15 protein-coding genes are annotated in these 22,394 nt (G+C 64.6%); 6 read left to right on the top strand and 9 right to left on the bottom strand.

Features of this window, described 5'->3' with window-relative positions; genetic code table 11:
* Positions 1-33: 33 nt before the first annotated feature.
* The 4 genes from MMF94_RS05665 to MMF94_RS05650 form a co-directional block, all read right to left on the bottom strand.
* Positions 34-2,274: an ATP-binding protein gene (locus MMF94_RS05665; RefSeq protein ID WP_241035197.1), complete on the bottom strand. Its 2,241-nt coding sequence runs from the start codon at positions 2,272-2,274 to the stop codon at positions 34-36.
* Positions 2,271-2,603 (bottom strand): hypothetical protein, encoded by a 333-nt coding sequence (locus MMF94_RS05660; RefSeq protein ID WP_241035196.1) that lies wholly within the window; start codon positions 2,601-2,603, stop codon positions 2,271-2,273. Before MMF94_RS05660 ends, MMF94_RS05665 begins: the two co-directional genes overlap by 4 nt.
* A complete protein-coding gene (locus tag MMF94_RS05655; protein WP_241035195.1) occupies positions 2,603-3,043 on the bottom strand; it encodes a WhiB family transcriptional regulator in 441 nt (146 codons plus the stop codon). Before MMF94_RS05655 ends, MMF94_RS05660 begins: the two co-directional genes overlap by 1 nt.
* A 186-nt stretch (positions 3,044-3,229) precedes the next feature.
* Positions 3,230-3,583 carry a hypothetical protein gene (locus MMF94_RS05650; protein ID WP_241035194.1) on the bottom strand — a complete coding sequence of 118 codons (354 nt, stop codon included), beginning with the start codon at positions 3,581-3,583 and terminating at the stop codon, positions 3,230-3,232.
* A gap of 95 nt (positions 3,584-3,678) precedes the next feature.
* On the opposite strand from MMF94_RS05650, the gene MMF94_RS05645 reads away from it, so the two are divergent.
* Positions 3,679-5,067: an NsdA family TPR-like regulatory protein gene (locus MMF94_RS05645; RefSeq protein ID WP_241035193.1), complete on the top strand. Its 1,389-nt coding sequence runs from the start codon at positions 3,679-3,681 to the stop codon at positions 5,065-5,067.
* Here the strand turns inward: MMF94_RS05645 and MMF94_RS05640 are convergent.
* Positions 5,064-5,948 (bottom strand): phosphotransferase family protein, encoded by an 885-nt coding sequence (locus MMF94_RS05640; protein WP_241035192.1) that lies wholly within the window; start codon positions 5,946-5,948, stop codon positions 5,064-5,066. The genes MMF94_RS05645 and MMF94_RS05640 overlap by 4 nt on opposite strands.
* Before the next feature lie 203 nt (positions 5,949-6,151).
* On the opposite strand from MMF94_RS05640, the gene MMF94_RS05635 reads away from it, so the two are divergent.
* Positions 6,152-6,337: a MerR family DNA-binding transcriptional regulator gene (locus tag MMF94_RS05635; protein ID WP_241035191.1), complete on the top strand. Its 186-nt coding sequence runs from the start codon at positions 6,152-6,154 to the stop codon at positions 6,335-6,337.
* 213 nt (positions 6,338-6,550) lie between these two features.
* Here MMF94_RS05635 and MMF94_RS05630 read toward each other — a convergent pair whose 3' ends face one another.
* The gene (locus tag MMF94_RS05630; RefSeq protein ID WP_241035190.1) at positions 6,551-6,697 is read right to left on the bottom strand and encodes a hypothetical protein; all 147 of its coding nucleotides are present in this window, start codon (positions 6,695-6,697) and stop codon (positions 6,551-6,553) included.
* 375 nt (positions 6,698-7,072) lie between these two features.
* Between MMF94_RS05630 and MMF94_RS05625 the strand changes: the two genes are divergently transcribed.
* The 4 genes from MMF94_RS05625 (at position 7,073) to MMF94_RS05610 (ending at position 18,025) form a co-directional block, all read left to right on the top strand.
* Positions 7,073-8,296, top strand: coding sequence for a restriction endonuclease (locus MMF94_RS05625; protein WP_241035189.1), 1,224 nt, complete (start codon positions 7,073-7,075; stop codon positions 8,294-8,296).
* Positions 8,297-8,952: 656 nt separating this feature from the next.
* Positions 8,953-11,295: an AAA family ATPase gene (locus tag MMF94_RS05620; RefSeq protein ID WP_241035188.1), complete on the top strand. Its 2,343-nt coding sequence runs from the start codon at positions 8,953-8,955 to the stop codon at positions 11,293-11,295.
* A gap of 413 nt (positions 11,296-11,708) precedes the next feature.
* A complete protein-coding gene (locus MMF94_RS05615; RefSeq protein WP_241035187.1) occupies positions 11,709-16,877 on the top strand; it encodes an AAA family ATPase in 5,169 nt (1,722 codons plus the stop codon).
* On the top strand, positions 16,874-18,025 hold the full coding sequence (locus MMF94_RS05610; protein ID WP_241035186.1) for a hypothetical protein: 1,152 nt from the start codon (positions 16,874-16,876) through the stop codon (positions 18,023-18,025). Before MMF94_RS05615 ends, MMF94_RS05610 begins: the two co-directional genes overlap by 4 nt.
* Before the next feature lie 459 nt (positions 18,026-18,484).
* On the opposite strand, the gene MMF94_RS05605 is transcribed toward MMF94_RS05610, so the two are convergent.
* From MMF94_RS05605 to MMF94_RS05595, 3 genes are read right to left on the bottom strand one after another with little or no spacing between them, the layout of a single operon-like run.
* Positions 18,485-19,744, bottom strand: coding sequence for a hypothetical protein (locus MMF94_RS05605; RefSeq protein ID WP_241035185.1), 1,260 nt, complete (start codon positions 19,742-19,744; stop codon positions 18,485-18,487).
* Positions 19,741-21,747, bottom strand: coding sequence for a hypothetical protein (locus MMF94_RS05600; protein WP_241035184.1), 2,007 nt, complete (start codon positions 21,745-21,747; stop codon positions 19,741-19,743). The genes MMF94_RS05605 and MMF94_RS05600 overlap by 4 nt, the downstream gene beginning before the upstream one ends.
* A gap of 32 nt (positions 21,748-21,779) precedes the next feature.
* Positions 21,780-22,235 carry a hypothetical protein gene (locus tag MMF94_RS05595; RefSeq protein ID WP_241035183.1) on the bottom strand — a complete coding sequence of 152 codons (456 nt, stop codon included), beginning with the start codon at positions 22,233-22,235 and terminating at the stop codon, positions 21,780-21,782.
* Between the last annotated feature and the right edge of the window lie 159 nt (positions 22,236-22,394).

Raw genomic sequence — 22,394 nt, 5'->3', positions numbered from 1 at the left:
CCCTCGCCGGCTCCCGGGCCTCCTCCCTTCCCGCTAGTCATCGCCGCCGTCCTCGTCCTCGTCGCGCTCGGCGAGCGCGCGGGCGACATCCGCCGAGCGGATAACCATGAGCCCATCCGACTTGCGAGCGGCGATCCCCACGGCGGCAAGGGCCGTCGACAGGTCCTGGAAAGACCAGTCTCCGTACTCGTCGACGTTCAGCTCGGCGAGCCGGCGCAACACGACCTGCGTTCGCACTCGCGTCTCACCGCGCAGGACGCGATGGATGTCAGCGAGGTGATCACGCGGCGGCGCGGGATCCTGTTCGCTGTCCCCCGATCCGGACTCCAGCACCGCGCGGCCGTGTTCATCGAGGATCGCGAGCGCCCGCCGGATCACCGGCGAGACGTCGTCACGATCCTCGTCGAACGCGACGTAGAACGTGTTGACCAGCTCGAACCGGTTGGACGTCAGCCCGACCGTTACTGCCGTCCCGCGGTCCTCTCCCGGCCGCAGCTCCGTCGCGCGAATGCCCTGCCGGTACTTTCCCGTTCCGAGAAGGCCGTCATTCGCCGGCTGATCAGCCACCGCGAAGGCGACGCCGTTCGAACAGTTTCGGGTGAGATCCTTCGGGATCGACGTCGCAGTCGGCGACTGCGTCAGGAAAATCATGGTGATTCCACACTTGCGCGCCTTCTTCACGACCTTGATCGCAAGCTCACCCGCTTCCTTCCCGTACTGGGGATGCTCGAACATCTCGTGACACTCGTCGAAGACGACGACAAGCGGATGCAAACCGCGGATCGCCGAGGCAAGCTTTCGCGTGACCTTCGCCGCACCGTGCCGCTCCAGCATCTTTCCGCGTCGCGTCACGTCGTCCCGAAGTCGCCGAAGCTCGTTCAGACCGGCCTCTACCGCCTCATCATCATCACCTTTAACGTATGCCGACAGCCGCGGCGCGAACGGATCGAAATCGGGATTCGACGCAAACACGTAGACGCGCAATTCGACGGTCGGATCGAGGGCACAACCCAGACACAGCGTCCGCCCGGCCGAGGATTTCCCCTGCCCTGGCTGCCCGCCGATCATGTAGTTCCGCTCGAGGATCGGCGCGTCGATCAGCGCGCCACGCTGGGACCGACCGAACGGCACACCGTCGAAGGCGTTCACCTCACCGTCGTGCAGCAACGGCCATGCTCCGGCACCCTTGCCGAGCTTGCCCTTGTCGGCGACCCACAGATCCAACAGCCCGGCTTCGGCACCCTCGGTGGGCCACGTCTCCAGCTTCGCCCGCCCCAAGTTCGCGGCAAGCCGGTCGCGCCGGTCGGCCACCATGTCGGCGGTCACGCCCAGCGGCAACCGCACCTGCGCGAACGTCCCGTCGCCGTCCTTGCGAGCGGGCACGCTGTACACCAGCTCTCCCCCACCGCCGACGAAACGATCGAGTGGCGCGATCCCGAGATGCGCGAGAGCTCGGGAGATCATGCGCTCGTCGACCCACGAGTCCGCGTCGTCACGATCCGGACGGATGAGGAAACCGGCCCCTGGACTCCTGTCGCGCCCCTCCCATACGCTCGCCGCCAACCACACCAGCGCCGCCGCCAGAGCAACGAACGGCGCAGACGCAACAGCAAAGGCCGCGATCGTGTCGATGGCCTCGTACAGACCGGCCAGCCACGGCCACATGTCGGCCCGAGCCATCACCGAGTCGGCAAGCCACAGCACAAGCGCAAGCCCTCCACCGAATACTGCGGCGCGACCGACGTTCTCGACGAACATCGCCAGACGCGCCCACCGGGCCCGCGAGTCGGCGTGGATCAGCTCCTGCGCAGTGCGCCGCTCTGCCGGGTCGCCGGACAAGCGCGCGGACCGCGCATCGGCCCGCAGATCGCCATAGGTGAAGAACGTCCACGCCTTACCCAGCCACCGCCCATGCCCACGGACCGCGAACCAGACCAGACGCACGACGTCCCACGGCGCCTTGCACAGCCGATAAGCCAGGATCGTCCGGAGGCGCGTCATCGGATCGGCTCGCCACACCTGGACAGCCGCACGCCGGGTACCGATCAGCAGCCGACGCACCCGCACGCCCGACGCGCTCGCCACCTCCGCGGCTGGCCGGCGCTCCATCGATCTCGACGCCTGCGCATGAGCCAGCCACCGAGTCACGTACTCCGCCTCGACGTCGGTCAGGATCTCTGCTTCGACGACCGTTCGGTCAGGCAACTGCGGGACGGCCTGCCCCTTGCCCTCGACGTCTCGCCGGTCGAACTCACCGGCCCCGGCGCCGCTCACCGTCGCCCCCGGCGCGGCTCGTCCATGTCGAAGATGGAGATGGTCAACGCACGGGTAAGCGGGTAAGCAGCGAACAGGGCGGGCACGGCGAGCGCAGCGAGAACCCACCACCAGTCCCGGGCGAGCGAGATCACCGCCCACTGACCCGCGACGATCAATCCCGCGTTGACGACGACGCGCCCGGCCAGCGAGCCGAACCCGGCGCGACGGTAGGCAGCATCCGCCTTCGCGCGCCCTGCCCGGACACCAGCCCGCCGGGCGAGCACCGCCAGACCGAGAAGCACGACACCTGCGACGATGACAGGGCCGGGAAGGCTGAGATCGGCCATCATCGGGCACCCCCGCCCATGGCGTCGCTGTCCGAGCCGGCCTCACCGTCGCGGCGCTGCGACCACACCGGGTACACGGCACACCGGCCGCTCTCCCCGAGCGCGCCCCACATCCCAAGCTTCTGATCACGGAAAAGCCGAAGCTCCAACTCCAGGCACTCATCCCGGACCGGGCAGGTTCCGCATAGACGCGCGGCCACGCTCTCCGGCGTCGCGCTGTCGAACAACCATCCCGGCAGATCGCCGTCCGATGTGCGCGCCATGCACGATCCGGCACCGACAACGATGGCGCCGAGAGCGTCATTCGTCGCGGAGCGTAGGAAATCCAGCCGTTCGGCGATGACGACCAACGAGTCTTCATTGCTCTCGACGGCGGACTGATCGGTGGAAATCTCGTCACACTTGGCGAACTTGGCGCGATTGACTCGATTTGCAGACATACCGGTGCTCCTTTTCCTTCGGAGCACTCGCGCGCAGCACGAATACCCCGATACCTTCTGGCATCGGGGACTCGCGTTCCCAGGGTCGGGCCACCTGGTTGCTGTCCAGGCGTCACGGTGGCCCGGCCCGCAAATGGGCCGTTCAGATGAGGTCAGGCGCTTCGGCCGCCCGACCGGCTATGTCCTTCAGCCACCGATCGGGTGGCGGTCCATTTCGGCGCGAACACGGCACGTTGTGCAGTCGCCGTGTGCTTGCCACGCGCGCGTGACCCACCCGGCGACCACCTGCACGGTCGGCCAGCCGTCATCGGCGATCAGCGCCACGACCGCACGGTCCTGCTCACCGAGCTTCACACCGGCGATGGCGAGCGCGCCGATCAACCACGCAGCGCTGTAGGCCCGGATCTCCTCACCGTTCCGCCACGAGCCGTCCGCCCGCAGGCACACGTGCGGCAGCAGGTCGACCGGGTCGGTGTCGAACGGGCCAAGACGCACGGCGTCACGCTCGAAGAGATCAGTGCTCGGACCTGGTTCACTCATGCCGTCGAGAGTGGATTTCCGGAATGGCCGCCAACAGGGATCACTTGGGGGCACACTTGGACGCTCGCGGGCACACCGGACGATGGGGGCGGCCGATGACCACGAACGAACGCCTCGCCGCACTCATGATCGAAGCCGGGTACCTCGACCGTGACGGGAAGATCGGCAAGAAACGCTTCGCGCGAGCGGTCACGGAAGCTCCGGCGGCACTCCGCTCCGGGCGCGCATACAACCACACCTATGTCGGCCGTTGGCTGAGCGGCGTGACTCCACGGGACGATGAGACTCGCGACGCCATTCGAGAGGCGCTTGGCGCCCGGCTGGGCCGAATAGTCGCGCTGGACGAGCTGGGCTTCCGCATCGACAGCACGGTCTCGCCCGATGTCGGCCTGACCTATCCCGAGCAGCCAGAAGAGGGCGTTGCCAGCATCGCCGATCTGCTGGGCGCCGACCTGTCGGGCAACTCCGTGGCCGAATCCAGCACGAACATCGCCGCGTGGAACGACGCATCGGTCGCGTGGCTCGTGCGGTCACAGAAGCCGCTTGCCGAGCTGCCTGGCCCCGCGACGGTCGGTGCGGCCGACGTCGTCCGCCTCCGGGCAATGCGCCAGACGTTCGATCGGCTCGACAACATGTTCGGCGGCGCGCACGCGCGGAACGCACTCGTGCAGTACCTGCGCACCGACCTTCCCCGACTACTGCGGGCCTCCGGAGCGGCCGACGTGCGGCGCGATCTCTTCGCGGCGGCCGGCGAACTCGTCCAGCTCGCCGCGTGGATGTCGTACGACGCGGGTTTGCACGGGCTCGCACAGCGGTACTTCATCCAAGCACTGAGCCTCGCCGACGCGGCCGAGGATCGCCTCCTCGCCGCGTCCATCCTCGACGCAATGAGCCATCAAGCGAGCTTCCTCGGCCGATACCGGGAAGCGGCCAACATGGCGCGCGCGGCGCGCCTCGGCACGGAGTCGATCGCTGCACCGATCCTCACTGCGCACTTCCACACGATGGAGGCGCGTGCCCTGGCAAGGACAAGTGACCCCGAAGCGTGCCAGCGCGCGATGGGCAGCGCGGTCGACCTCTTCGATCGTCACGTCGCCGGCGACGGCCCGGAGTGGATCCAGTACTTCGACAGCGCAGAGATGTCCGCTGAACTCGGCCACTGCTACCGCGATCTCGGCAGGTCGGACGAGGCGATCCGGCACGCCACCGACGCACTCGCCTCCGCATCGGGCGACTACGCACGAAGCGACTTCTTCGTCGCGATGGTGCTCGCCGACGCGCACCTGGACCGAGGAGAAGTCGACGAAGGTTGCCGTGTGGCCGAGAAGGCCATCCTCGTCGGAGAGACGCTCGATTCAGTTCGTTGCCGAACGTACGTCACCGAGTTCCAGCAGCGACTCGTGCGATACCGGCGAAGCGGAGCGGTCCGCGAATTCGTGTCACGAGTCCACGGGTCGCGCCTGTGGACTCCAAGCGCGAGTTAGTACGGTCCCCAGTCACGTCGGCTTCCACCAGTGCGCATCGCGTTGATCCGCTTCTTCGCCTCCGCCGCGGCACCACCGGACTCGGTCGCCTTCCTGCTCAGCCACGTGACCATCGCGACCTCGCGCATGTCAGCGAGGTCCGAGTATCCGGGCCACGTCATGATGTCGTAGCCGTAGACGTCGACGAACGTGCGGTACTCCTCGGCGGTGTGCCATCCGAAACGGTCGTAGAAGATCGCCGTCTGGATGAGGTCCCACTCACGCGGCCCGACAGCAAAACTGTCGAGATCGATGACGACCGGCCGGCCCTCTTTGCCACTCAACACGTTGCCCACGTTCGCATCGCCGTGAATGACTCCCAGGGGCAGCGCGAAAGGAAGGTTGCCAAACTCCAGACGTGCGCGCTCGATCCGCGAACGAAGGAACGTAGCGTCGTTCTCGTCGAGACCGGGGAAGCCCGGAAGCGGATCCGTCTCAGCACCGAACGGCCGCAGATCTGGCAGGTCTATGCCTGTCGGTGACCTCAGCTCATGAAGCTGCTTGATCACCGCAGCCACATCGGCGATGGGTGCGTAAACCTCCCCGTCGCAGACCGACTCCCACAGCGTCACGAGCAGGCCATCAGCCTTCACCGGCTGATCCACCGCGAGCGCTCGGTTTGCCGGGAACCCCACGGACTCGAGCCACCGGGCCACAGCGACCTGCCGCTCGACACTCGGCCCGTTCCCCTCGTCCAGCACGACCCGCCCAATGACGTCGCGACCGACTCGGAAGACAGCGTTCGTGCCGACCCGGATCAGCTCGACCGACCTCGCGTCGACGCCAACCCTCCGACAAGCCTCTTCAAGAGACCGACGCCCTACGGCCTCGCCGAGATCCACAAACCGCACCCTAACAGCAGAGACAGCCGTGCACGGCAGTGTCGATCGATCTGCTCCGACGTGGCACAAGCCCTCATCAACTGCCCCTCCACCGCCACCAGGTAGCGCCAGCGCGGCCGAGCCAGGAGCCCCAGAGATCGAGTCAATCGCGCCAAACGAGTCAAAGATCACGAACTATGCGGACGAGCCCTGATACTTGCCGAGTGCCGGACGAGCTCGTGCATACCTCCGAAGCCGCGAAGGCCCTCGGCATCAGCGCCCGCAGCATCGCCCGTTGGGCAGCTGAAGGAAAAATTGTCCCCAACCTTCGAACACCAGGCGGCCATATGCGCTGGGACGTCGAAGGATTGCGTAAGCAGCTTTACGCGTTAACGGGCAATCAGCGATAATCATCAACGGTGGCAATTAGGCCGGTTCCAGCGCAGTTTGACCGATCAGGAAGGGCAGCTGCGGCAGCAGAGCGCGCCGAGGCGGGCATCCAGCTCATTGCGATACAGGTGTGCGGCGATGGATCCCGGCCGGCGAGGCAGCAGGACGATGACGACGTCGCCCACCCCGCCACGCATTAGGGCATGATGCACCCTACGCGCTAGACTCACTACTCATGCGACCGCTGACACTGCGGAGGCCTGCTTTATGAGGTCAGGACGGATCTCGATCAGCATGGCCGGATGGCGGTCCGAGGGCAGTCCCACGAGTAGCCGGGAGGTCTTGTGCCAGAGTTCGAGGTCGAGGTCAACGCCGACCATGCTCACCTCGCCGAACTCTGCTCCATGTATTGGGCCACCAACGAAGATGGCTCATTCTCATACACCGTCAAGGCGATAGCGGAACGATTCGATCAGGCCGCTTACCGAGTCAGCAAGACTGTTGCCGAAGCTTGTTTCGCTCGCTCCGCGAGTCAGCGTTGCAGCACGTGCGCCAGAGGGTTCATCTTTAGGTCTCGGTCAGACTGGACTTCTAGTGCTCGCTTCACACCTAGTCGATGCCAAACATGCATTGACGCCGAGAAGCGTCGGCAGCAGGAAGAACGCGAGCGGGCAAATTCTTCAAAGAGAGCAGCAGTCCTGACCAAATTCGAAGTGGAGGCTAACGGGTCTACACCTCGAGCTGAGGACCTTGACTTGTCGACAGCGCTCGCCTTAGCCGCCCTACTAGAAGATGCCGAGGAGGTCTCGGACGGGACTATCATCCCGACCGTCGATCGCGCTGATCGGCTAACGCCGACGGTAGACTACGACTTTGAACTGCTGAAACTTCTGGCTGATCAACAGCTCGTACGAGTGCACCCGTCCTCACCTTTGGACTCTTTTGCATGGGAAGATGACTGCATTTTAACGAACGCCTACTACCCGACACTCGTTTCCTATTACCTACCCGGAACCGGCCCTCTTGAAAATCGCGTGAATGCATACCTGAAGAGCCTGGCTCCAATCGTTTCTCGCGAGAGTTGGCCGGATCGCTGGGTCGATCAGTTTTCCGAATTTTGGCTTGACCTGGCCGTGTCGGAATGCAAAGCATACTTGGTTCATATGCTTCAGTTGCATGGACTCGACTTCACGCCAGGCCAAAAGACGGATGACGTGTTTCGCCGCGCTCTCAAGTGGTATTCAATCGGTCAAGTCTACTATTTCATCTGGCGAGCAGCAAGAGACAGTGCAGCCTATCAGGCAAGGGAGAAAGTTTCGGCGAAACGGGCAGCCAATAGTGCGATAACCCGGATATCGGCAGATGTCGATCGCGCATATGCACAGGGTTGGCAGATTAGCGTTTACCGGCGCGATTCCCGCATGCCAGTATCCACACTGTCTCACATCCTTTTTTCGCGCGCGCTCCAGCTTGATGATCCAATGGCATATTCGCCAGTGGATCTTCCTGTTAGACGAGCCGGGCTCGAACTTGCCTGGGAGAATATCGATTCGGAATCATTCGAACGTCTCATCTTTCAACTGGTAGTCGAGACTGAAGGCTACGAAAATGTCGATTGGCTCATGCACACAAATGCGCCTGACCACGGTCGTGATGTAAGTGCGACGCGCCTCAGGCGCGACCCATTGAGCGGCCACAGCTCACAGAGAGTTGCCATTCAATGCAAGCACTGGCTCAGTCGGCCAATTCGAGATGTTGACGTATATCAAGCTACCATAAGTATTGACCATTGGCAGGATCCACCCTTTGACGTGCTAGTTTTCGCTACGAGCGGACGCTTCACATCCGATGCCATCGCCAAAATAGAGCGACACAATTCTCGCGGAGAGCGCCCGAGCATTGAGGTATGGAACGATGCTCGATTAGAATTCTTACTGAACGAACGCCCGCATCTCATTCGGAGCTATGAATTGCGTTAGCCGTTTAGAGTCCCCTGCCGCTTTGGATCGCCGGAGCAGTGCAGCCTGCGTGAAGTCCTCCACCGACACGATCGCCGGATGTGCAGGGTGACGCGAGCGCACGATGCGGTCGGGCGCGGCCCGGCGGAATCGGGTGAAGTGACCGGCTGCCACATCGTCGGGATCGAGCAGCATCTCCTTCCTGCTCCACCGCCCGAAGAACGCGAAGCCGGTGTAGCGCGGGTTGTCCAGCTGTCGTCGCGGCGCTGGCTGATGAAGGCGCTGAGGGCACCAACCTTGCACGGCGGAGGAACGACCCAAGCCGATCCGCGGGTGGCCCGGCCCCTCTACCTTGTGGGTGCGCTTCAGCGCCGTAGCCAGCTCGGCGCTGCGTGAGCCGGGCGCCGCGGGTGGTCCTCACGCGGGCTTAGTCATGCAGTTGTGGTGTCGAGCGCGTTGACCTCGTTGGGGCCTGTTCACGGCGGGCGAGATCAGGAAGCCGGCGGTCCTGGCCAGGTCCTCGAGTAGGTGGTCAGCCCAGGTATTAAGGGGAACGGTCGCCGTTCCGGTGACAGGTGCAGTCCATCTCGACTTCCAGCAGGACGAGCCGGGGCGCCCGCCACAACAGTGCGACGCCGGTCGCAGACGCGGTGTCTGCCGCACACTACGATCACGTCGTGTCGCTAGAACTTTCAGAGATATATCAGTCGATTCGTGAAGTTGCTCGCGCGATTCAGACGCATGCTGGCGGGCGTGGAATCGCTTTCCAACTCGGAAAACAGGACCTCAGTCTGCTCTACAATCTTCGTGACGGGTATGCACGGAAGGCCGATCGCGGATCTGCGATCCAAGTTGGCGTCGAGATCGTCATACGCGAGATCGAGCTCGCCTCGGAAAATCAGGGAGTGAGGCAGCACTCCAGAGTTCTGCTAGCTCTTATTAGCATACTCAAAATTTCTTCTGACTCATCGCCGAGCACACGTTCGTCAGCACGGGCAATGGCGAAGGAAATTCTTGCCGGAGTTGGGGCAATTCCCGGATGGACGCAACGGTTCATTCGGGATGCACCGAAGGCGCCACGCCCGCGCGATGTCGGCACGCTAACCGGAATGACAGCAAAGGAATGGAATGCGTTTGTCTCCGACATCGTTGTGGCTACTCACACCATTGCCACGCCGATTGCTGATCGAATCACTCTCGCTGAACCTGCATCGATCGACCTTGACGTAGCTACCAGGCTCTCGCGAATTGCTGACGCAGACGAGACACATCCAGTCGACATGCTGCCCGAGTATGATCAGTCCGAAAGAATCCTGAGGCTGACGAGCATCGAAGTATCCGGATTTCGAGGAGCTGCGAGTAAGGTCGTCCTAGATTTCACCAAGAAGGGGAGGCCCGTTGATACCTTACTGTGGGGTGATAACGGGGTGGGAAAGTCTACACTGATTGACGGGATCGAGTTCGCACTGCAAGGCAGAGTGGATAGATCAGCCGATTTCAACAGCACACTGCGGTCCGCCGTCCGGAACCTCACGATCCCCGAAGCGCACGCCAGTGTCAGCCTTTCAGATGGCTCGATTTCATCCCGCTCGCTGTTTCAAAACGAGGCGGGCCGCGACGTACCGACCGAATCTGCAGTCCGCCCGGGTTTCCGAATTGCCCCTGTCGTCATCCGCCGTGCCGATATATTGAGATTCCTTGCCACCGACGCACTGTCCCGCGGAACTGTCTTCTTCGACTATTTCCCATCGCCTGATAGTTCGATAGGCGCGAGGCCCGACGAGGAGATCCGAATCCTCAACGAAGAGTTGTATACGCTGCGGGTTGTGCGGGACGACCTGGCCAGACAACTTGACCATCAATACCCTGGACATGGATTCGAGCTTCGCGAGAAGAATGATTTGAACCAGTTTGTCGGTTCGCTTCTTCTGACGGTAGACGGAGATGAAGAGGGAAGGAAGTGGGATCTTCTTCCGAATGAAGCAAGGGGCACAATCAGCGAGCTTCGAACCGTTCAGACTCGCATGGGAACCATCAAGAAGTCGGTTCAACGAGGCGTTCAGACGCTTAACCCGAAGGCGTATCAATCACAACTAGGACGTATCAAACCAGTGCTCCGCGAGATTTCTTCAGACCTGACCCGCAGTTTTGCCGACATTGCGAACGCCGAGCATGTCAGGGCAATCCGCGTGCTTGTCGGCAAGTCGGGTCCAGTCAGTCTCGATGTCGTCGTTGATTTCAACAACGGTTCTAGCGCACTTCCACAGCAAGTATTCAGCGAGGGATACCTCGACCTCATCGCACTCCTCTTCTTCCTCTCGGTCACAAAAAGAGCGGGCGAACTTGGACAAGCGAATGTGCTAGTACTGGATGACGCCCTACAGAGTGTCGATTCGAGCATCCGTCTCGGCGCTATGAACTACATCCTCGATGCATTTTCTGGATGGCAACTAATTATCACCGGACATGATCGCGGTTGGCTTGCACAAGTCAAGGCACTATATGGGTCACACGGTCGTCCATACATCGAGCGCATAATTTCTCGATGGTCTTTTGAGGGGGGCATAATCCTCGGCAGCTCCGGGTGGTCGGTTTCCGATTCGATGGAGGACGCACTCGCCCGCGGTGATGCCCGAGTGACAGCCGGTACGGCGGGCCTACTTCTCGAGCAGGTGTGCCACGAGTTAAGTTGGCGACTCCGCATTTCCGTGGAACGTGTGCAGGGCGACCGCTACGCACTCGGGGACCTGTGGCCGGGGATCTTCAAAGTCCTTCGCAAAACGACCCTCATTGAACATGCCAAGAAAGTGGATCTGCGACTTTCGATCAGGAATCTACTTGGGGCCCACTACAATGAATGGGCGGAGAGCATCTCATGGCATGATGTGGAACAGCTTGCCCGCGGAGCGCTTGCGCTTTACCGCGGCACCCGTTGTTTGTCCTGCCACGACTGGGTCCGTCGCGGAGGTGTCGCATTGACCTGTCCGTGTGGTACGACACAAGTAGCCATTACCAGGTAAGTAAGCGGATCTCAGCGACCTTCGAACGATCCAGTCTGGGCCACTATGTGCATGCCGCCTAAGAAGCTGGACAGTATGATCAAGTGTTTCGCCTTTGACGACAATTTCTTCCAATACGACGGCGAGAGATCAGGGTTGCGCCTGGCCCGTTCCTATATGGGATGCATGTACCGCAAATTTGAGGTGTACGGCATCCCTTACGAACGCGACCGCGAGTCGACCCATGAGGGACTGCAGCTGGTCTTGGTGCTCGCTGCTAGCCTGCCAGCGCTCGGTGGGCCGTTGGTGTCCGGTTGGCTGATCGGCGACGGAGGTGGGCGAGGGGCCTGCGGCCGACACACCTCGGCTACGGCTACCAGGACCTGCTCACAGCTATCCGTCTGGTCGATGTTGTTCTGGGGCGTGCGACGACGGTGGTCGTCGACACGAAGCTGTTCAAGGGGGATCTGTTCGACGACCTCACGTCTACGTGGCGAAGCGGGAGTCGAGAGCGTCTGCAGATCAAGCACACCGCTGATGAGCGGGAGCTGACCCTCGACAGCTTCACGGCTGATCGCCGCGGACTGCGGCTGGACAAGGTCCTCATCTCCATCAACGAGGATCTACGTGATCACACCGACACGTCCTACAGACTCGTGCTGCGCGACATGCCGCCAAACCAAGCGGATCTGGCCACTGTGCTTGTCCCGGTCGACCCCGGGCGCGACCCGGGGCCGGTGTTGCAGGGGCTGAGCAGCAGTCGCATGCGGTTCGATGCGGCTAGGCTGCGCGCCACGGCCCCCTGGCGGTCCTCGCTGGCCGAGATCGAGGACGACGCACTCCGTCGCGCCTGCGAGGTGCTCGTCGTCGATGTAGGTACGCCAGCCTGCTCGCTCGACATACGCAGCCCGGGGCCAGCCGAGCAGGCATTGCTCCGCCGAGTCGCGGACGAACTGGGCGCCGGCCGCCCGCCGAACCGGCATCGCGCCCCGGAGGATGTGGCGCTCGCGCTCATCGAGGCAGCGAAGGCCGCCCGCAGCCTAAGCGGAACGGTAACCGCCTCGAAGCTTCTACCCCGGCTCGACCTGGCGGTCGACTTCGGCGCGGCCTTTGAGGGCCACCCAGTCGACCGGAGCGTGGAAATCACCCGACCAGCGGTGCTTGACCGCGTGGCCACGACGGTGGCCGCCTCGGCGGAGAGAGGGGCGGTGGTCGTGCTGTCCGGCGGGCCCGGCATCGGGAAGTCCTGGCTGTGCGAGCAGCTCGCCGACCGGCTACGCCGTGACTGGATCGTCGCACGGCACCACTGCTGGCTCGGCACCGCCGACTCGCAGCGGGACCGCCGGGTCCTGACTGAGGTGGTCATCGGGAGCCTGCTAAGGCAACTGGAGACAGCGGCTCCCGAGGCCATCGCCGGCCTGCGTCCTCGCTTTGCGGCCACAGCCGAGAACCTTCAGCTGGCCGTCGCAGAGGTTCGACGTGTCCGCCAAGACTTGCCGATCGTGCTCATCGTCGACGGTTTGGACCATGTCGCCCGCGTCCTCGGACGCACCGAGGGCGCCGCCTTCGGGCGTCCGGTGGACGCCGCCAGCGTTCTCGTCAATGAACTCGCGGCCCTGAAGTTGCCACCCGGCGTTGCACTATTGCTCGGAAGCCAGCCCGGTGATCATTTGCAAGCTCTGCAGACCGCCGCAGTCGAGACGGTGCCGCCCATGAGCCACCCAGAGGTCCGCGATCTCGCAGAGCGAGTAGGCGTCTTTGCCGCGTTCCCTGGCACGGCCGACCGCGCCGAGGCGAAAAGGGTCGATGAGGCCGTGAGCCTCATCCACGAACGCTCCCGCGGCAACGCCCTATACGCGACGTACCTATGCCGTCAAGCCGTCGGCTGTTCTCCGGCCCTCGACGGCGAGACGGCGCAAGTGCCGACCGCTGATCCGCTCGACCGGGTCCGCGACGTCCCGGCATCTGCCGAAGACCTTGATGCCTACTACACCTACCTGCTCCGCGGGCTGACCGCCGAGCAGCGGTTCGCGGTGGGCTTGCTCGCAGTCTGCGACTTCGCTGTCTCCGCCGACGAGCTACGCGAGATCTTCCCCGTCGCCGCGCCAACGCTTCCGGCTGCACTCAGCACTGTGGCGCCGATCGTCACACAGCAGCCCGGCATCGGCGGACTGAAGATCCACCACGAGAGCTTCAGCCGCTTCGTCCGCCGTGATATCGGCGACGGGTTATGGCTGACCACGGTCCGCGATGCGGCGGCCGCTTGGCTAGTACAGCGCGGGTTCTTTACCGATGCTCGGGCGTTTCGCCATCTTCCCGAGCTGCTCATCGCGCTTGACCGCCACGACGACCTGGCCACCCTAATCGGGCCTGACTTCCTATCCCAGGCGATCGCCGGACTGCAGCCGCCGACGGCCATTTCACATGTCCTCAACCTCGCGGCGCGGCGCCACGCGGCCCACCGCGACTGGCCTGGCCTGGTCCGCCTGGCCCAGCTCCGCAGTGCCGCCGACACCTATGAGGCCGAGGGGATCCCTAACACGATCGTCGACTACGCCGACGTGCTCGTCGCTCTCCTCGGCGCCGATGCTGTGGCCGCGAGCTTGCTGTACGACGGGCTCCCGACCGTCCCCGCGCGGTGGGGCCTACAGCTTTGCGCCGCGGTCGACGTAGCTGGCGCTGCCGCCCCCTGGGACACGTACCTCACCGCCTGGGAAGAGGCCCGCGGCCGAGACAACGTCGAGTACGGTCTCGACCAAGATCACGATCTCTACCTGGCCGTGCAGCGGGGCCGCCTACGGCTGCCCAACCGACGGGCCAACGAGCAAGAGACCGACAAGGTCAACGAGAGCACGACTGAGGAGATGGCCAGACGCCTCGCAGACCACCTCACAAGGGACAGCATGCCGCCGCTCCCTCGCCTACTAGACGTCCTAGTCGACGGGCTGGGCGCAGCACCGCTGCTGGATGGCGCCCGGCTTGTCGGCCCGCCGACGCGACGCGCCGAGGTCCTCCTCCACCTTGCCGACCTCTCAGCCGCCGGACGGCACGATCTCCCATCTCCCCACACACTTGCCGCCGAAGCGTGGAAGGCATCGCCTACCACAGATCCTCTTCGGATGCTGCGATACGGCGTTCCTGCCTCCGACGTCGCGGACACGGTCCTCGGCTCTGACATTGACACGACGCTGCGCGAGACCACGGCCGAGGTGCTGCGTGAGAGCGGCGTCGACCGGCCCGACGTAGTCCGACGATGGCTGGCACAGATCACGCTTGCTCGAGAAGTAGACCCGTATTCGCCCATGCGCCTGCTCCCCGAGCTAGAGGGTGCCGGGTTCTACCGCGCATGGCTGCGCTTCGTTGTCACGACCGTCGGCCTCCGACGCGACGTGGAAGCCGGCGCGATCCTCCCAGATGCGGCGTCTACGGCCGTGCGGGTCGCCCTCGATCGGCTTGCTGAGGCAGCGCAACCGTTCACGGGCCGCCCGCGCGCCTCCGACCTGTGGCCCATCCACGGTCAGGTGCATCAGGTTCTTCAGGAGGCCGTCGCTCTCTTGGCTGAAGCCGACTTGGAGCCTGCCCTCGCCTCGTTGGCCGCGATCAGCGATGGCACGACCACGACGTCGAACCTGGGCACGCCGCCCGCGGGTCCGCTTATCACCACCGACCTGCTCGCGTTGCTCAGCCGCACGATGGGCCGGACCTGCGCCCCCGTCCTCCACCGGCTCACAGATCAGCTGCGGCACACCGAGGTCCAGCGAGGCACGCCCTACCCACAGCTCGCCGCCTTCGAACTCGAAATGGCCCGAATCAGTGTGACCGCAGGCGACCGCGGTGAAGCGCTCCGGTGCTGGCAACGAGCCGCGCGCTACATGGCCTGCTACGGGAGCCACAAAGACGCCACCATCTATGAGCTACTCGACCCGCTGCCCAACCTCGCCGCCGTCAACCCCTCAGAGGCGCGCGCCAGGCTAGCTCGCATCCGCCGCCTGACCTACCTCGTCAGGCAGCACACGGACGGGCGCGGCACCTCACAGACGCCCGTTGACTGGTGGCGTCATCTGGCGGACCTCGACCCCCTGGCAGCCGCAGACCTAGCTGCCTCGGTGCTGCTCGCCGAGGCCGGCCTTGAAGACGCGCGCGCCGACGCCGCCCATAACCAGCTGCTTCGCAACCAGGCCGCCGAGGCAGACCCCATCATCCTGGCCGCACTGCGAGTCACCGCTGGCCCCGGCGGCCGCAGCCTCGACGGCGACATCGCGTTGCTGGACCGGCTCGCCAAACTATCCGGTGATGACCCGGCACGGTCAGTCGGTGTTCTCCCCGTCCTGGCGAACGCGATCAGCGCCACCTACGACGACCAGCCACTGATGTACGCGTCAAATGCCGAAGGCCCCGAGCCAGACCGAGCCCTTCGCGATGCCGCACATCGGCTCGGCGGAGACGGCGCGCCTCCCCGCCCGTCGAAGCCGGGGGCCGAGCACGCCTCCCGCTGGAACTCCCGCAGCCAGCCCACGCTCGCACAGGTGCTGCATGCCAACCAGCGGCCAGAACTGCCAGATGGCGCCGCTGGCGTAGTCCCCGCAATCCGGGATCATGCGAGTAAGCCCTACAACGACGATCCTGCCTCTCCCCGTTGGGCCGCCGATGCACTCACCAACGCCATCGGCTGGCGGCTTCTCCAGGTTGCCACCGAGGATGGCGCCGATGCAGCGACCGGTCTCCTCCACCGCGTCGTCGAGGAATTCAACGGTCTCAGCGACACCGCCGTGCTCGCTGACCTCGCCACAGGCATTGACCTCCGACGCGATGACGCCCCGCAGACGCTCATCCGCCTCGCCAGCGCGGCATACACCCTGGCCTTTACCAAGATCCGCGGCGGCGGCTGGCTCACCTTCGCTGGCCGCGATCGCCCCGACCTCTGGCAGAGTGCCGTCGCGCTCGACGCCGACATAGCGACCCGCATCCTCGCTGACCAGGTCGCCACGACCATCGGAGGCAGGCAGTACGGGACCCGCGGCGTCACCGAGGCACTGGTCGCAGCGTTCGCCGCCCAGTCCCCCCATCCAGCCGACTCTCACCTGCACAGCGCCTTTTCCTGTTGGGACATCGCCTTCGAGGTCATCGAGCAGCGGCTCCCGGGCAGCACTCCCTACGACAACACCGAGACGTATGAGCCGACGATCGCTTCCCCCTCACGGTCGAGCACAGACATCGGACTGACCCGCCTCGCCCTGGCGACCCTCGCCATGCCAGCCCGCGACGATCGTCGCCGTGCCCTTGTCGCCGCCACCGCCCTCCTCGCTGCCCGGCCGACGGAGGCGCAGGCCGCGATCTCGCACGTCCTCACCGCCGACCTCGGCGCCGGTCCTCTTACCTGGCTGCTGACCGTGGTGCGGGAGGGCACCCGAGACGGAGAGCTAGCCGATGACCTCGCCACGCAGCTGACACTTCTGGCCCGGAGCGATCCGCTCTCCGTACGGGCACTGGCCGCTGACATCCTGGCGAACGCGGGCCGCCCCATCCCCACCCCTCCCGCCACGGCAGCTCATCCAGCCCTTCGGCTTGCCCTGGCTGACACCCCCAGAGAGGGACCGGCATGAGCGACAATGGGAAGACACAGGCCGCCCACCTCGTAGACGGGCTCCTCGGGGACCGGCTCAACTTCGCTGGCAATCTGCCTGGGCTTCGGCAGGCCGTCATTGCCCTCGCCGCAGGAGTACTGGAGACAGGCGAATACGAGCAGCTCATTCGAGGTCAGCTTAGTCAACTTCGGCATCCAAGCAGCACAGCGATCCCCGACGCGTACCTCGCCTATGAAGCGGCCGCCGAAGACGCCCTGCAGCACGCCGCAGCGGGGATTCGGATGGCAATGGCGCAGAACGGGCATATTGGCGACGCCCAATCCTTCGAGCGCGACGCCGCCCGCAGACTGGGCGACGATCCCCGACTCGCAATCCGCGCCGAACTCGCCCGAGTCCCCCGGCCGCTGACCCGGCCCCAACCCCTGCAGTGGTCAATCACACCCGCCCCGTGGGCCAGCGATCCCCGCAACGACACCTTGTGGCCGCCGCCGGGCCTCGATGCGACCGTCAACCTGCGCGGCCTGCCGGGCGGCGCCGCGGCGCTAGCCCGCGTTGAGGCTGGCCCCCACGTCGGCTGGGTACAGATCGGACTGATCGAGCGGCAGAGGACGCCTCGACACCGCTACCCCGAGCGGCCCAACCGCTCCATACTTATAGGGGTTGGGCTTGAGATAGCCGACAGGGAACGTCCGGAAGGATCGCTCCCGTTCATGTCGATACCGTGGCAGGTCTGGACCGTGCCGTGGCAGCACATCGACGCAACTACAAACGCAGAGCGGGCGGCTGCAGTCCTGAAGACCAACAGCTGGGCGGTTGCCGCTCTTGGCGAAAGCCGTCTCGGGGCCACCGGTCTCGGTGAGCCACAGTTCTTGCTAGTCCCCGCACTTCCCCTCATCGTGACGCTTGGACTCGAACCGACGTCGGGCGTCTGCGGCTTCAGCCTCAGCGATCAACACGGCCCTGCCGTGGTGGGCCGTCTATGGCGTGGCCACCTCGTCCATGATGGCAGCTACCACCCGGTCTTCCCCGCCATCGATGGGGCCGACCTGCTATTGCGCGCGGACCTACTCGAGTTGCTGCTCGGCGTCATCGGCGAGAGCCGGTTCCGAGTCGGTGTAGTGGTTCGCTCGCACGTGGGGGAGGACAACACTGGCAGCACGACCTAAGCCACTTCGAAAGTCCCATCGAGCCACCGTGATGCTGGCGGCATTGACCGACACGCCCGTTGCGCACGTCCAAGGACGTCGTGGAACCGATCGGGCCTAAAGCACGAGCGCGAGCGAAGTTCGACCGCATCGAGCAGTCCCGTAATGCAATCGTGCACGGCGACGACAAGATAAGGCGATCGAGTCTGGGCATTCAACGATACTCTCGGATGCAGACGATCTCGTGGCCCTGCTGCAAACTAGGATGACGCAAGACGTACGAGAGACACTTACCCCTCTACTCGTCCCTGGTGCGGCCAGTTTGGAAGGCCTTCCGTCCGCCACCCCTTCCCCGGCAGCTCTACACCGCGAAGCAGTTGCTTCACAAACGCCTGCGCACCCGCTAGGAGCGGCGTACCGCAATTCAACTCGGCCTACTCCACCTCGCTGTGCCCAATCCGCCACCGGCGACTCGTTCAATCAGCCGTCCTGCGGCTCCTCACCAGGGGGCTCAGGCGGATTGCCGTCGAGGTCCGGCACTCCGAACAGGGCGCGCACGCGCGTCGCATAGTCCGACTGCCCACTTCGCTCGGCGATCGATGCGAGGCTCCGAGCGAACATCATGCGCTGGTCGTCTGAATCGGGGAACAGGCGCTCCAGCAGCTCACCGGTCGCGACGACGAGATCCAGGCGGTCAACACCATCGCCATCGAAATCGAGAGGCGCCGGCGGAGAGACCACGAACGCTGACTCGACCCAACCGGGTTCCAAGCGATCCTGGGCCACCCTGCTGAGCATGGAAAGGTCATTGATCAGGCGGACAGCAGCAGAGACGGCCTGGTCGTCGTCGAGGTGGCGCGCAAGCCACCAGACGAGCGCTGTGCCGCCGGTCGTTAAGGCATCGTTGCCGAGGTACTTGCGGACGCTCTTCTCGTGCTCGCGCTTCTGCTCCCATTCGTGCACCTGCTTACGGATACGTGACCATGTGCGCAGCCGCTCGGCATCACCCGGATCAGCCAGCTTGAGTTCGACGTCCTGTACACACCAGCGCACCATCCCGGTTGAATCCGGCCGTGCCCATACCAGGTCCTTGGCCAGCTGCTGTGCTGTCATGTCGCTGTCCGCAGCCGACGAACCGCGCACGATCTCGGCGGCTCGTTCAACTGCGGCCGCCGTCGCGAGGACCCCAAGGTCGGCATGCCACGCTCGCTCGGTGCCGCCGTTGCGTTCGCCCCTGAGATATCCGGCTGGCGTCTGTCCAACCGGATCCTGTTGGGGCGTGGCCTTGCCGGAAGTGCTTTCCACAGCCGGAGGCGACACGGCTGTCGTTGCTGGCTCGTCTGGGCCGCGCAGCGCCGTTGTCGCCAAGACTGGTGAGGGCATCGCACGGGGTTGAAGCGGCGAACCAACCGACACGGAGCGAGCCGGCTCGGCTCGGCAACTTGGATGCCACCGCACCGTGCCCGAGAAGAGCACACGGAACTCTGGAGTCGCGGTCTCGAGCGATATGGGCCCGACCTTCCGCTGGTCCAGCGGAAGGTCGGGGACGTGCGGCCTCACAACAGGTGGCTCTGGGCCCGTTTTGGGATGCATGAGGAACCGCAGTGCAAGGAGAGTGCCTGCCAGCACGACGCCAACCAGCAGCGTGACCAAGCTCCACCCGGTGGAGAATCCGACGAGAAGCGTGATCACAATCGCGGCGCCGCAGAGCACGATGGATAGATTGTTCTTCTCGTTCATGATTGTCCCTCGCCAAACCAGTCATCTTCGGAAGCAACCGTCTCCAGGGAGTCGTCAATGGCACGAAGGAGTCCTCGAACTGTGCGGCGCCGTGCCTCCGCCTCCAGTCCGCCTGTGTCCTCCAGCCATCGATAGGCAGCCGAGGCCAGGGTCGCCAACGCCCCGAAGTCGGCTCGACAAGCCTCTACCAGGACGTCCAGACCGTCGTCCACCTGCCGGCCCGTGGCAACCTCGAACCACTGCCGCACATACCCTTCGTATTCGGCCTTGGTGCCATGGCTAAGCACGACAGCCCAGCCACGCACGAGGGCGCTCCGAACGCCCACCTCGGCGAGTAGCGGACGTCCGCTGCTGCTCCTCGTAAGCAGTCGTTCGGGGTCGGCCACGGCTAGGAAGAGGCCGCGGTCGTGCGATTCGTGTAAGTTCGAGCGCTTCGGGTTGACCAATCTGGCCAATAGTCGACGGAGGATTTGGCGGTCGCTGCCGAGTCGGAGGAGCTCGGACTGCGCAATCGTTCCGACCTCTTCGTCGTGGTGCCGGCTGAGGTGGTGCAAACGCACGAGCGCCTGCTGCGGATAGTTCGGGGCGATCACGTCGACGCATGCGGCGATCACCACCTGGGCCAGCGGTACGGGAAGACCGGAGTTTATTGACCACTCATAGCACCGTCGGCGGAACCTCCACCCCTCGCGGGAGTCGATTAACCCGCGTTCGAGAGCGCTCAACGCAAGAGCTGCTCGGGGCGGCGCCCAGGATGTCCATGCTTCTACCGCGGTGAGGACGTCCGCCGAGCGGTTCACCTTGAGGCAGACATCGAGGTATCGCTCGACGATGACGTCGTCGCCGTCGACGGACGGCAGGGCGCGCCCGCACTCCACAACCCAATCCCGGAAGCGGTCCCGCAGACCTGGGAAGTGCTTCCAGAAATGCCGATACACCGCCTCGGCGTAGTTGAACGTCTGGAATCGGACCCGGCCGTCGCGTCCGATATCGACCCCGATCTCTCCCAGTCGGCTGCGCAGGTCCGGTTGCTCGAACTCGTGATTCTGCTCCTCGTGCAGGTTCAGCAGCCGGACCAGGAGACGATCCGCCTCGAACACCGTGTCGGCGAAGGACCCCTCGAGGAGGGCCGACGCCAACATCAGCGCCCGGCCCCGACCGGATTGGCCAGCGACCTGTGCCGCAGCATCGTCCGCTCGGTCGGCGTGTGCGGCGAGAGCCTGATCGAGCAACGCCGCGAAACCCGTCTCGCGGCGCGATCGGTCCTGTGCCTGCCGGACGAGTAACGCTAGGTGCGCGATGTCCTGCATGCTGCCGTGGTCGACCACCTGGACCAGCCCGGACCGGCGGAGCTCGTGGCGCACAGGCTCGATCCCGTACGACGTAAGATGGCCCTCGAATACCGATGTGCCGTCCGGACGTCCCAGGGGGACCAGCAGGTCGGCGAACTCGGAGTCGAGATCGCGCACGTTCTGTTCGGGAAGGACGACCACGAGAACTGCGTGCCGCTCGCGCGCCGTGCCCCAGAACCCGGCGAGCTTGCTGCTGACCGTATCAAAGATGTCGTCACCGGCCGAAGAGAGATCCAGGAGCAAGCGGTCGTTCTCCATGACGTCGTCCCGATCGAGAACGCGCTCGTCGAGACCCTCCTGATGGACCGGCAGTTCGTGAATCGGACCGCCGCCACGGTCGTCGGTGCTCAGCAGGCGGACCGCCGCCGTGCGTCGGCCCGATCCCGACGCAGCCGTCACCAGCACTATTCGCCGCTGCTGCAGAATCGAATTGGCGCGGTCCCAGCCCTTGGGTTTGACGAACCACGCAGCAACCTGTTCCTCATACCGCTGATCTAGGGCCCGCAGCGCACGGCGCACCCGCCAATGCTCGACGGCCCGACGCGCCGATTCGGTGTACAGGTGGACGTTGACGTCACGGCCAACTGTGGACCCTGCCAGCGCGACCACCGCTTCGCGCTCGGTCGACGGCGCATCGCTGAGGACTCGCATGCCCGTGGGGATCGCGGTAGGTGTGGGCTGGCCTACCGCTCCGGAGGGTCCGCGTCCCCCTCCAGGTGACCCGCTCGCACGTCCCCAATGTCGACTCCCCCGTCCACGGTCAAATTGGCTCCGCGGAAACCGGAACCGCTCGAGGAGATGCTCCGCACCCGGATGAACTCTGTCCGTACATCCTTAAGGTCAACCCCAACAACGTCCGCCGCGTCAGGGCGGTAGGCAGCAACGGCATCGGTCATCAGTTCGGCAGCGTCGAGTAATTCCTGGTCGACGATATTCGTGTCAGCCAGCGTCTCGCGCAACGCGTCCCGCTGTGCCGTGGAGTTCGGACGCCTCTCGATGCCGGACAGGTCGACCTGCCGGTGACTCAAAAGCCTTTTCAGGCCAGCGTAAGCGTCCTTGATCGCACTCGATGCAGTCTCCGTCAATCCTGCCGAGGCACCCAACGCCACGGCAGTCACTACCAGCGTCACCGGATCCACAAGCCCCCCATGTCCGTCGCTACGGACAAGCCGACCACACCCGATCGCGCCAACGCAAGCACCTGTACGAGACCCTTTGCACCTGACAGGTCGTCTGAGTTGGACCCGGTCCGCCAGGGACACCGTCGTCCGTGGCGAACTCAGCCGCCGGCATTGGGA

Origin of the sequence: Pseudonocardia alaniniphila (genome assembly GCF_022524485.1) — a bacterium.
Classification (GTDB): domain Bacteria; phylum Actinomycetota; class Actinomycetes; order Mycobacteriales; family Pseudonocardiaceae; genus Pseudonocardia; species Pseudonocardia alaniniphila.
This window is presented reverse-complemented; position numbering and strand designations above follow the sequence as displayed.